The organism is Thalassotalea loyana (assembly GCF_030161435.1).
GTDB classification, from domain to species: Bacteria; Pseudomonadota; Gammaproteobacteria; order Enterobacterales; family Alteromonadaceae; genus Thalassotalea_G; species Thalassotalea_G loyana.
The window spans coordinates 291,312-303,378 of record NZ_BSSV01000001.1 but is presented as its reverse complement, the minus strand read 5'-3'; the positions used below and the strand labels follow the sequence as shown (position 1 = coordinate 303,378).

The window sequence follows — 12,067 nt, the reverse complement described above, 5'->3', positions numbered from 1 at the left end:
ATATGCTCGACATGGACACAACAGAGACAATTGACGTTCAGGTAGAAACACAATACTTACCAGAACAATCAATGGTGGACGAAGAACGCTATATGTTTTCGTACACCATCACAATTACCAATCAAAGTGAGCTGTCAGCTCAGTTAATTTCTCGTTCATGGTTGATTACCGATTCGAATGGTGAGGTTAATACCGTCGAAGGAGATGGGGTTGTTGGTCAACAACCCATTTTGCAGCCTTCGCAAAGCTACCGGTACACGAGTGGCTGTATTTTAAAAAGCCCTTTAGGAACAATGGAAGGTTTCTATATTTTTGTTCAAGAAGATGGCAAAAAAGTTAAAGCCCCGATAGATGTTTTTACACTAGCAATGCCCAATATCATCAATTAGTCAGGACAAAGAGTAAATGGCTCTATATTTAATTGGCGATATTCAAGGGTGTTACAGTGAACTTCGAGCTTTACTTAAGCGTGTAAACTTTAACCCTGAACACGATCAGCTTTGGGCCGCTGGTGACCTTGTAGCGCGGGGACAAGATTCCCTAGCAACTATCGAGTATTTGCGTAGCTTAGGAACAAGTTTTAATAGCGTTCTAGGTAATCACGATTTACACCTAATGGCCATTTACCATGGCCTCAAAAAAGCGAAGAAGTCAGATAAAATTGACTCGTTATTGGCCAGCAAGAATATCGAGCAGATTATTGATTGGCTTGCACAATTCCCATTAATACTACCGTTGCCAGACGGCAAGTCCTTCCTGTCTCATGCTGGCATATCTCCCCAGTGGACAGTTACCGAAGCGCTCGAGAATGCCAAATTTGCAGAAAAGAAAATAAAAAGTAAAGACAGAGCGAAATGGCTGGAACGCATGTATGGTAATCAGCCAAATAACTGGCACGATATATCCACAAAGACCGACCGTTTTCGCTTTACGATAAATGCCTTCACGAGAATGCGCTTTTGCTATGACGACGGTAGTTTGGAGTTTGATTGCAAATCTTCGCCTTCTGACGCGCCCAAAGGCGTCAGGCCCTGGTTTACCTTAATGAACTCAGAACAAACGTCCTACCGATGGTACTTTGGCCATTGGGCAGCATTAATGGGGCAAACATCAAGCAAGAATGCGATTGCATTAGATACAGGATGTGTCTGGGGTAATCACTTAACAATTATCGACCACTCGACCAATAAACTGTTTACAGAAAATTCACATACTTAGTCGAGAGCTCGGATTTCCTCATTCTTTTTGTAACTAAAGGTGTAAAACTTCCAACACTTGTTATAATCTCCAAAAAGCTCTAAATATTTTTCTAACATTACCGATAAGTAAAGTTAGACAAAAACAATATCCTTCATTGAGTTAGCATTTAAAATTGGTGGTATCTATGAAATTAACTGTAGCGATGAAAATAATTGGTGGTTTTGCCATTTTATCTCTCCTACTCATCATAACAAGTTCCATGTCGATCATGAATTTAAGCACGATCAGTGACTCGGCAAAACAGCAAAATGAACTTGCAACGCCAACATTACAGGGTAGTAATCAGTTAGCAACGGCAATTGCTAAGATGGGCAACGTAACTTTAAAAGCGTTTTATCAAAGTGAACTTGATGCTTTAAATAACAATAAAGCTGAGTTTGAAGCGATTGAAGTTGAATTTGATAAGACTTTGAGAAAGCTAAAATCTGTTGTTTCATCAGAACCTCAGCTTACTGCAAATGTAAAATCTGCTGAAGCTTCATTTAAGTCATTACAAAGTGCTAGCAATCAAGTTTTTAGTTCTAGAGCAGAAAACATTAGCCTGACATCTCAGCTAACAGATCAAGTTGACGTCTTAGAAGAGAAAGCCGATGACGCTGCAACTATCTTGTTAGACTTAGCTGATCACGAGCTTGCGGAGTCATCACTTGAACCAGCAATTTCAGCCGGTGAGAATTTAGAGAGTATTCTAAATGCAATGGTTTCATCTGCGTATGAATACCGTGATACAAAATCAGCGCAAACTGTTGAATTTCTTGGTCGTGAGTTAGATAGTTCAAAAAATGAAATGCTTGCTCAAACTAAATATATTACCAATATTTTAGATTCAGCCGGTGTTTCTGGCATTTCAACTGATTTAAATGATTTGATCAGTGAGATTGTTGAACTTGTCGGCGAATCGGCATCAATTAGTGGGGTGAAAAATGGCCAGCTGTCATCAGAAGCTGCAGCTACCGCTCAGTTAATTGAAACAGAAAATTTGATTGATGCTGCAAATAAAATCCTTGCCAAGCAAGTAGATTTAGCCAACCAAACAGCATCTCAAGCAGCTACAGATGTGGAAGACGCAGTAAGCTCTGGCTCAATTCAATCGATAGGAATCATGTTGGTTTCTGTTGTCTTAGCCGTGATTATTTCATTCTTTACTCTGATCAGTATCACTCGCCCACTTCGTCAAGTTAACGATATGCTGAAAGTTGTTGCCTCAGGTAATCTATCTCACAAATTAGATGATAGTGGCCAAGATGAGTTTGCAACACTGGCACGCAACTGTAACTTATTAATCGATAGTTTACGCAACTTGATCCAAGGTATCGTCAGTCGCTCTACACAATTAGCGGCAGCGGCAGAACAAACATCTGCTGTTACGGCGCAAAGCACAACGGCCATAGAAGAGCAGCGTAACCAAGTTGAACAAGCGGCTTCTGCTACGACCGAAATGAGTTCAACATCGCAAAGCGTACTTTCAAGTGCCAACGATGCACTTGGCGAGATCAAGCAAGCTGACGATGAAGCAGAACGCGTAAAAGGTATCTCGGATAAGAACCGTGAAACGATTGAAGCACTTGCTCAAGAAGTTGAATCCGCTTCACAAGTTATCAATAAGCTTCAGCAAGATAGCGCCTCTACCGGTGGTATCCTTGACGTAATTCGCGGTATTGCCGAGCAAACAAACTTACTTGCACTAAACGCAGCAATTGAGGCAGCACGTGCTGGTGAACAAGGTCGTGGCTTCGCCGTTGTTGCTGACGAAGTTCGCACACTAGCGAGCCGCACTCAAGAATCAACACAAGAGATTCAGAATATGATTGAAGCGCTTCAAACTGGTGCAGAAAAAGCTGTATCGGTAATGGAGACGGGCAAATCGCAAGCGGTTAATTGTGTTGAGCAATCTGAAATGGCAGATAAAGCACTCGAAACAATCACGCATGCTGTTCATGAAGCTTATGATCGTTCAAGCCAAATCGCGACCGCAGCTGAAGAGCAAAGTGTCGTCGCTCACGAGATTAGTGAAAACTTAGAGTCGATTGTAGCAATTGCAGAACAAACAACGGCAGGTTCACAGCAAACCGCGTCTTCAAGTTCTGAAGTTGCTCGTTTGGCAGAAGAGCTGCAACAATCGGTACAAGAATTTAAGCTTTAAAATCAGCATAAGTTTTTACCAAATATTTTAAAAGGTCGGTATTCACCGACCTTTTTTATTGCCATAATATTTGTTTATTATTCCATCACCAAAATACCTATGAAACTATCATCTAAATACAACCAACCAGAAGTACTGCTTATGGCAATGGCGTTTACCATGCCATTGGTCTTTTCGGTATGGATGGTATTACTCAATAACTTTGTTATTGAGAAGGCAAGTTTCACTGGTAAAGAAATTGGGATGTTACAGAGCATTCGCGAAATCCCGGGATTTTTAGCATTTACAGCGGTGTACCTTTTGCTTTTCATCAAAGAGCAAAAACTTGCGATCTTATCGTTAGCTATTACTGCTTTGGGTGTCGCAATAACCGGCTACTTCCCAACAACCTATGGTTTATATTTAACGACGCTACTAATGTCGACAGGGTTTCACTACTTTGAAACGGTCAATCAGTCACTCACTCTACAATGGATAGATAAAGATAAAACGGCTCACTTTATGGGGCGATTACTGTCTGCTAAATCTGTTGGCTCGCTATTGGCATACGGAAGTGTTTGGTTCTTGATGGATTATGCCGGTTGGGATTATCAAGCCACCTATGCACTGTTTGGCTTCTTCGCCTTAGTTATGGCACTACTCATGTATTTTGCCTTCTCGCAATTTGAGCAACCGCATAGTCAAAGCAAGAAACTTATCTTACGCAAAGATTATTGGTTGTTCTACGCGCTGACATTTTTTAGCGGCGCTCGACGCCAAATATTTGTTGTATTTGCAGGCTTTTTGATGGTTGAAAAGTTCAACTACAGTGTCGCTGATATCAGTGCATTATTCTTGATTAATTACGTGTTTAATTGGTTATTTGCGGCACGAATTGGCAAAATAATTGGAAAGGTAGGCGAACGTAACGTATTAATATTCGAATATGTTGGCTTAATGATTCTTTTTATCGCCTATGGCCTAGTAGATAGTGGTATGGCAGCAGCTGTACTCTACGTAGTCGACCATCTCTTTTTTGCATTGGCGATAGCAATAAAAACCTATTTCCAAAAAATAGCTCGCCCCGAAGATATCGCAGCAACGGCAGGTGTCAGTTTCTCAATTAATCACATAGCTGCCGTTGTCATCCCTGCAATATTAGGTGCTGTTTGGATGGTTGATAGTTCACTTGTTTTCTTTGTTGGTGCAGGATTCGCGGCATGTTCACTGATATTATCGACACTCATTCCACATACCCCGATGCAAGGCCATGAATGGCGATTTAAAAAGAAAATGGCATAACTTTATACCGTTATGCCATTTTTAATAGATAAAGCAATTTAGCGCTGTTTATCGACGTTGATAAACGTTGAAATGAAGCACGTAAGCATTTTTCTCATCAGCCTGTCGGGTTTCACTCGCTAACATTTGCCATTCATTTTCCAGATCATAATCGGGAAATTGAGTATCGCCATCGATTTTTGCATCGATATGCGTGATGTATAATTTATCTGCTTTAGGCATGCAATGAGCGTAGATAGCTCCACCACCTATGACCATGATTTCATCGACGCCAGAGGCAACAGCAAGTGCTTGTTCAACACTTTGAACAACTTCAACACCCTCAATGTTCAATGATTCATCTCTGGAGATGACTATATTTTGCCTACCTGGTAGAGGTCTTCCTATTGAATCATAGGTTTTTCTTCCCATGATTACAGGCTTTCCTAAAGTCGTTTTTTTAAAGTAAGCCAAATCGGCAGGTAAATGCCATGGCATATCGTTGTCTTTACCAATAATGCGATTATCGGCGTGCGCAACAATCATTGATAATATTGTCATCTATTATAACTCGCTATCGAAACTGGTAAGCATGTTAACAGATGCTGATTAAATCAAAAAGGCGCAATAACGTAGGTTATTGCGCCTTTTAAAATACTTATTCTCGACTAACGTTTGTATTCTACTTCAACGTCATAATCGTCTTCATCCCAATCGTCATCATCAAGATCGTCATCATAATCTGCGATAGTTTCTTCATGGTAGGTATCCCATTTAAACTCTACAGATTCTTCGTCTTGCTCTTCCTCTAACTCATTAGGTAACGTTTCGATAAAGGTCATTAATTCTGACGTTAACTGATCTGTACCAATCTTAGTAAACGCAGAAATACAATGAACATCGCCTTCCCAGTTCAGCTCATCAATAATACGTTGCTTAACTTCCTCAGCTTCTTCTTCAAGCATTAAGTCAAGTTTATTTAATACTAACCAACGTGGTTTTTCAGCAAGTTTTGGCGAATGCTCTTCAAGCTCATTAATGATCGTCTTAGCGTTATCTACTGGATCACTACCATCAACAGGCATTACATCAACGACATGGAGTAAGATACGGCAACGCTCTAAATGACGTAGAAATTTAGTACCAAGACCTGCGCCATCAGCTGCACCTTCAATAAGACCAGGAATATCGGCAATAACAAAGCTCCGTTGTGAATCTAAGCGAACCACACCTAAGTTTGGTACTAATGTCGTAAATGGGTAGTCAGCAACTTTAGGCTTAGCAGCAGAAACACTGCGAATTAACGTTGACTTACCAGCATTAGGTAAACCTAATAAACCTACATCAGCAAGTAGCAATAACTCTAAGCGTAAGTTACGAATCTCGCCCGGTGTGCCTTTAGTACATTGACGAGGAGCACGGTTAGTTGAGCTCTTAAAGCGCGTGTTACCCAAACCATGCCAACCGCCTTTCGCTACCATTAACGTTTGCTTATGCTTGGTTAAATCACCAATTTGCTCACCAGTATCAACATCAATAGCGCGCGTTCCAACAGGCACTTTTAAATAAAGCGCTGGAGAACTTTTACCTGTCATATCACGGCTACCGCCATTTTCACCACGCTTAGCTCGGTGAAATCGTTCAAATCGGTAATCAATAAGCGTGTTTAAGCCTTCATCAGCGATCAGATAAACATCGCCGCCATCGCCGCCGTCACCGCCATTTGGGCCACCAAATTCGATATATTTTTCACGACGAAAACTAACGATACCGTTACCGCCATCACCAGCTTCTACTCTGATTTCAACTTCATCAACAAACTTCATGGTCTTTTAAGACACTCCAAACTTAACGCATTAACCTATTATAAATGATCTTAATGATTTCGTTAAAAAGATCTTTGTTAGGTAATGTATTCATATCAATTGTATTTACTCTGACAAGCAACAAAGCACATACAATTATTATCTACTCTACTTTCTGTAGGTAAAAAAAAACCCCGCTCAACTGCGGGGCTTTTCAATACAGTTTCGAAACTTATTCAGCTACGATACTAACGAACTTACGGTTCTTAGGACCTTTTACTTCAAACTGAACTTTACCGTCAGTTAAAGCAAATAATGTGTGGTCTTTACCGATACCCATGTTAGTACCAGCGTGGAATTTAGTACCACGTTGACGAACGATGATGTTACCTGCTAATACAGACTCACCACCAAAACGCTTAACACCTAGGCGTTTACTTTCTGAATCACGACCGTTCTTGGTACTACCTGCTGCCTTCTTATGTGCCATCTTAAAATGCTCCTAAAATTAGCCGTTAATACCAGTAATCTTCACTTCAGTGAACCATTGGCGATGGCCCGCTTGCTTGCGTGAATGCTTACGACGTTTGAATTTAACGATTTTAACTTTGTCTGCACGACCTTGAGCAACAACTTCAGCTGTTACTTTACCGCCAGCAATGTAAGGCGCACCTACATTGATGTTCTCGCCGTCAGCGATCATTAAAACGTTATCGAAATCTACTGATGCACCAACTTCAAGTTCTAACTTTTCTAAGCGAACAACTTGGCCTTCAGTCACACGGTGCTGTTTACCACCACTTTGGAATACCGCGTACATAGCTACTCCGTACTGCGTCTTATTTGTACATAAAGACGCTTTAAATTTAAAAATATAGGGCGCGAATTCTACGCGAAGGATGAATTGATCGCAAGTATAAATATCATGTTTTCTGTATTTTTTTTATCATTTGATTTGAACTGTTCTTTTATTCAATTTTTGGTGTAAACTTCACCCATATTATCTGCTCAATTTTGCTGTTTTAAAGCGCGATCACCTGGAATGGAAATTAAACAAATACAAGCACTTGCTCAAAACGATATGACAAGTGTTAACGATCTTATTTATCAACAACTACAATCTGATGTTGCTTTAATTAATCAACTTGGAATTTATATCGTCAACTCTGGCGGTAAACGAATGCGCCCAATGTTATCGGTTTTAGCCGCTCGCGCACTGGATTATCAAGGTAAGGATCATATTTCGATCGCTGCGATCATTGAGTTTATTCATACGGCTACTTTACTTCATGATGATGTTGTTGACGAATCTATGATGAGACGTGGAAAAGAAACAGCAAACGCGCTGTTCGGCAATAGTGCAAGCGTACTTGTTGGTGACTTTCTATATACCCGCTCATTTCAAATGATGGTTGGCTTGGATAACATGAAGATCATGAAGATCCTTTCCGATGCGACAAATATCGTTGCAGAAGGCGAAGTATTACAATTAATGAATTGTAATGATCCTTCGACCACAGAAGAAAGCTATATGGAAGTTATCTACTGTAAAACAGCTAAGTTATTCGAGGCAGCAACTCGTCTTGCAGCAGTCGTTTCTAATCAAAGCGAAGCTATTGAAAACGCAATGGCTGACTATGGCAAACACCTTGGAACAGCGTTTCAACTTGTAGACGACATCATGGACTACACCGCTGATGCCAAAGAAATGGGGAAAAATGTTGGTGATGATTTAGCCGAAGGCAAACCAACCTTACCTCTGTTATATGCAATGGCAAATGGAAACGAACAACAAAGAGAATTAATTTCTGAAGCGATCGAACACTGCACTGGAATGGATCATTTAGACGATATCTTAGCCGCTATGGCCGAAACGGGATCATTAACATATACACAAAAACAAGCTGAAATTGAAGCTGATAAAGCCATTCAAGCACTTTCAATATTGCCTGATTCAGAGCACAAGCAAGCACTTATAGCACTCGCTCATATTGCAGCAAACCGTTCAGTATAGAAACGTAACAATAACAACGCAAAAAGGGGTATGATGATTCATACCCCTTTTGGTTTGTAATTAGCGTCAGACAAACTACATCTTAGACATCATTTTCAGACCAACAATTTGCATTTCCAATTGTTGATTCAAATAATTTTGATAACTCGCTTGCTGTTGCTCAGTCAAAATATTAGCTGATTGTTCAAGTGCTGCATCCTGCTTTTGTTTCAACATAGCTCGCACCTCTTCCATATTGCCATCTTTGATCAACGCCATCATATTCTTACTATCGTCAAAGCTTTCAGGTTTTCTTACTTGGCTCACAGAATCAATCATCATTGAAACCTGCTCTTTCGACAACGCTAAGTCTGGTGCAACTTGCGCATTAAACATCATCATTTCCTGACGTATGGGTAACGTTTTTTCATATTCATCCAACGCACCGACACCATCTGAGCCTAATAAATCTTCAAGTTGTTCGTTGTACTCATCACTTGATTGATATTCTTCTAACTTATCAAGTTCATCACCAGACTTATACGCAAATGCCATCGCATACTGCGCTTCTTCAACCTTGTCATTAATCATTAAATCGAGTAATGCTTGACGTTGTTCTTCATCAAGTTGGAGCTCATCAAACAGATCTTCATATAATGGGGGCAACTGGTTTTTCATTTGAAACTTAAGCTGCTGCTTCATAAAGTCTGATTGCATCATTTCTTTCATTTCATCAGACTTAACCATGCTTTCTAATGGCGTACCTGATTGAGCAGGATTATCGGCTTGTTCAGTTTGAGCCGGGTCGACATCCGCTTGAACTTCATCATCCTCTGCTACGGAAGAGTGAGGCGAGAGTTTGGCGGTAAGCTCTTTACTGGTGTTATTTTGAGCCGCTTCTGATGGAGACGAGACTTCGTTATTTTTTGATTTTGAGAGCTCTGCGTTCTTAATGTAAAGCTCTTCAATTTTTTGACCTTGTTGATAGTTGCTATAACCTAAAACTACAACAATTATCGCTAATATAATGTTGAGGGCTTTCGCCATAATAATCCCTTAAAGTGAGTTAACGCGATACAAGATTAACAATATATTTACACTTTGTCTAAGTCGTCGGAATGACGTAAACTATTAATGTGTGTTACTTTTTAGGCATGAGAATAGGTATTTAAGTAGGTAGTTATCAATGCTTGGCGAACAACATGGCGAAGTAGAGTTCGCAGTCGAAGGCAACATCATCATTGCAACAGCAATAGGGTCCTTCAATGAAGGTGGTGCATTGCATTATACGGGTGGATTACGAAAGTTAATTAACGACTTTAACAATACCCCTTTTGCAATTTTAGTGAATAATCTGAGAATGGAAGGTGCTACACCCGAAGCATTTCAAATACTCGAACAACACAACCAATGGTTAAATAGTCAAAAGTTAGTTGCAAAAGCTTTTGTCGTAAAAACATCAATTACAACAGGTATTGTCAAAGCACATTCACCATCGTTAAATCAACAAGTGATTGCTGACTTTGCCGACCAAGGCGCTGCTCTTAGTTGGTTAAAAGAGAAGCTTGAGCAACACCAATCTAGACAACAAAGCTAGCAGATAAGCTCTTTAAATTATCCGCCAAACTAGATTGATTTTGACTGGTTGCAGAGATTTGTTGCGCCGCAACAGCAGATTCGTCGGCCGCTGTACTAATTTGATTTACGTTATGACTTATCTCTTGAGCAACACTAACCTGCTCTTCTGCTGAGCTAGCAATTTGAGCAGCCATCATTGAAATAGTCGTTATTGACTCTTTTATCGCATCAATCGCTGATGTCATTTCGCTAGCGGCATCAACACTAGATTGTGCATCCTCTTTACAATGAACAATGAGATTAAATGCATCATTTGTCGATGCGGCAAAATGCGTAATAATATCTTCGATTTGCTTAGTCGACTCTTGAGTTCGTTGGGCAAGCGTTCTAACTTCATCCGCAACAACCGCGAACCCTCTACCTTGCTCACCCGCCCTAGCAGCTTCTATAGCCGCATTTAATGCTAGTAAATTTGTTTGCTCTGCAACTGATTTAATCACATCGACCACATTCGTTATTTCTGTACTACTTTCGTTGAGCCTTGCAATAATCACATGGACTTCTTCAACATCGTTCGACACTTTGCTGATTTGTTCGATTGATTTGTTAACCGTTGCATTGCTCTCATTTGCAATAACTTCGGCATTTCTCGCAGCATCGGAGGTGTCAGTAATGTTCTTTGAAACTTCATTGATCGTCAGAGTCATCTCCTCTACCGCAGAGGCGACCATCAATGTTTGGTCTTTTTGAGAGGTCAATGCGTGTGTCGTTTGTGCAACTGCTGCTGTATTTTGCATCGATGAGGTAGCCAACGAATCACTCGATGTCGCGAGTTCCTTAATCGCACTATTAAAGCTTGTCAGTAACTTATTCAAACCACGAGATATGCGACTAAATTCGTCGTTACTCGTTATATCAATAGTTCTATCTAACGCATTATTATCTGCGCAATAGTTAAGTGTTTCGACTAAGTTCCCAACTTGACTATCTATTTTTCTAATCACGACCAGTGCAATTAAAAAGCACAGTGCTAATACTACTACCATAGTTACAACGTAAAACCATAATGCATTGGTTGCATTGCTGCCGTGCTCAGTTGCTAAATCAAGTAGATGAGTCGCGGTATGGTTTTCTATATCCTTTAAAATATTAATCCGTTGCGTCGACGCATCGAACCATTGGCTAGCTTCCTGATTAAAACCACCTGAAATATTTTTTTGTTCAACGATTTCACGATAATTATTAACCGTCGTAATCGCTGGCGATTTCATCTGCTGTTGATAAAACCTTAAAGACGTTTGATCGGCAAGGTTTTCAAATTCAGCCAGATAGGTATTTTGTAGCAGCACCAACGCACTATATTTTTTGTACCATGCAAGATCCATTGAATCCTGTGCGAAGGCTCTACTTAGTACTGCACGTTCAATCCCTGCTCTTTCTTTACCTTGAACAAAATAGAAGTAAGCAAGCCCTTGTTGTTTTACTTCAGAATTTTCGGCCATTTCAGCAATAGCTGAAATAACACTTAATAACTCGCCATTTAAATTTGTATAAAAAGCTAACGCTTGCGCCAGTGTAATTTGATTGCGATCCACCTGTTGACGAATCTTATCCACTTGATTTAACTGCGCCATATTTTGTTGCAGTAATGAGGCTAAACCAAGACGCTCAACTTGTTCCTTTACATCACTATTTTTGCGTAATTTGGCCGCTTTTAATTGTTCGGTACTTTGCCTTTGTTTATTGAGACGCTGTTGAAATTCTGCTGAAAAGTTTGAACCATAAAAGCCGGCTGTTAAGCCCCGTTCTTTTTGCAATTCGTGAACCAACTCAGAATTTGCAACTGCAAGCTGCATAAGCACTTGAAGAGCATTAGAGTTTTCTTTAACTTGGAAGCTCTTTTGAATAAGCGTAGAAGAAAATAAGATGACAGAAAGAAGTGGGATAATAGCCAGCAAAATGAGCTTTTGCTTGAGCGTCATAGCATTTAACATATTGACCTCTATATAAGTCCATTTGGATCATCCC

General features: G+C 40.2%; 12 protein-coding genes. 6 read left to right on the top strand and 6 right to left on the bottom strand.

The window, feature by feature from the left end; all coding sequences use genetic code 11:
• Nucleotides 1-2: 2 nt before the first annotated feature.
• The 4 genes from apaG to QQK05_RS01330 all read left to right on the top strand — a co-directional run bounded on the left by apaG (nt 3) and on the right by QQK05_RS01330 (nt 4,684).
• Entirely contained in the window at nt 3-389 is a 387-nt protein-coding gene (apaG, locus tag QQK05_RS01345) for a Co2+/Mg2+ efflux protein ApaG (RefSeq protein WP_284295571.1), read from the top strand.
• Between the two features lie 16 nt (nt 390-405).
• The gene (locus tag QQK05_RS01340; RefSeq protein WP_284295570.1) at nt 406-1,218 is read left to right on the top strand and encodes a symmetrical bis(5'-nucleosyl)-tetraphosphatase; all 813 of its coding nucleotides are present in this window, start codon (nt 406-408) and stop codon (nt 1,216-1,218) included.
• A 166-nt stretch (nt 1,219-1,384) separates the two neighbouring features.
• Nucleotides 1,385-3,403 carry a HAMP domain-containing methyl-accepting chemotaxis protein gene (locus QQK05_RS01335; protein ID WP_284295569.1) on the top strand — a complete coding sequence of 673 codons (2,019 nt, stop codon included), beginning with the start codon at nt 1,385-1,387 and terminating at the stop codon, nt 3,401-3,403.
• Nucleotides 3,404-3,502: 99 nt separating this feature from the next.
• On the top strand, nt 3,503-4,684 hold the full coding sequence (locus QQK05_RS01330; RefSeq protein ID WP_284295568.1) for an MFS transporter: 1,182 nt from the start codon (nt 3,503-3,505) through the stop codon (nt 4,682-4,684).
• Between the two features lie 48 nt (nt 4,685-4,732).
• Here QQK05_RS01330 and folA read toward each other — a convergent pair whose 3' ends face one another.
• The 4 genes from folA to rplU form a co-directional block, all read right to left on the bottom strand.
• Nucleotides 4,733-5,224, bottom strand: a complete 492-nt coding sequence (folA, locus tag QQK05_RS01325) for a type 3 dihydrofolate reductase (RefSeq protein WP_284295567.1) — start codon at nt 5,222-5,224, stop codon at nt 4,733-4,735.
• Between the two features lie 107 nt (nt 5,225-5,331).
• Nucleotides 5,332-6,489: an Obg family GTPase CgtA gene (cgtA, locus tag QQK05_RS01320; protein ID WP_284295565.1), complete on the bottom strand. Its 1,158-nt coding sequence runs from the start codon at nt 6,487-6,489 to the stop codon at nt 5,332-5,334.
• 211 nt (nt 6,490-6,700) lie between these two features.
• Entirely contained in the window at nt 6,701-6,958 is a 258-nt protein-coding gene (rpmA, locus tag QQK05_RS01315) for a 50S ribosomal protein L27 (protein ID WP_284295564.1), read from the bottom strand.
• Nucleotides 6,959-6,976: 18 nt separating this feature from the next.
• Nucleotides 6,977-7,288 carry a 50S ribosomal protein L21 gene (rplU, locus tag QQK05_RS01310; protein WP_284295563.1) on the bottom strand — a complete coding sequence of 104 codons (312 nt, stop codon included), beginning with the start codon at nt 7,286-7,288 and terminating at the stop codon, nt 6,977-6,979.
• A gap of 222 nt (nt 7,289-7,510) precedes the next feature.
• On the opposite strand from rplU, the gene ispB reads away from it, so the two are divergent.
• Entirely contained in the window at nt 7,511-8,482 is a 972-nt protein-coding gene (ispB, locus tag QQK05_RS01305) for an octaprenyl diphosphate synthase (RefSeq protein WP_284295562.1), read from the top strand.
• Nucleotides 8,483-8,557: 75 nt separating this feature from the next.
• Here ispB and QQK05_RS01300 read toward each other — a convergent pair whose 3' ends face one another.
• A complete protein-coding gene (locus tag QQK05_RS01300) occupies nt 8,558-9,508 on the bottom strand; it encodes a hypothetical protein (protein WP_284295561.1) in 951 nt (316 codons plus the stop codon).
• Nucleotides 9,509-9,647: 139 nt separating this feature from the next.
• Between QQK05_RS01300 and QQK05_RS01295 the strand changes: the two genes are divergently transcribed.
• Nucleotides 9,648-10,058, top strand: a complete 411-nt coding sequence (locus QQK05_RS01295; RefSeq protein ID WP_284295560.1) for a hypothetical protein — start codon at nt 9,648-9,650, stop codon at nt 10,056-10,058.
• On the opposite strand, the gene QQK05_RS01290 is transcribed toward QQK05_RS01295, so the two are convergent.
• Nucleotides 10,042-12,033, bottom strand: coding sequence for a methyl-accepting chemotaxis protein (locus QQK05_RS01290; RefSeq protein ID WP_284295559.1), 1,992 nt, complete (start codon nt 12,031-12,033; stop codon nt 10,042-10,044). The genes QQK05_RS01295 and QQK05_RS01290 overlap by 17 nt on opposite strands.
• Between the last annotated feature and the right edge of the window lie 34 nt (nt 12,034-12,067).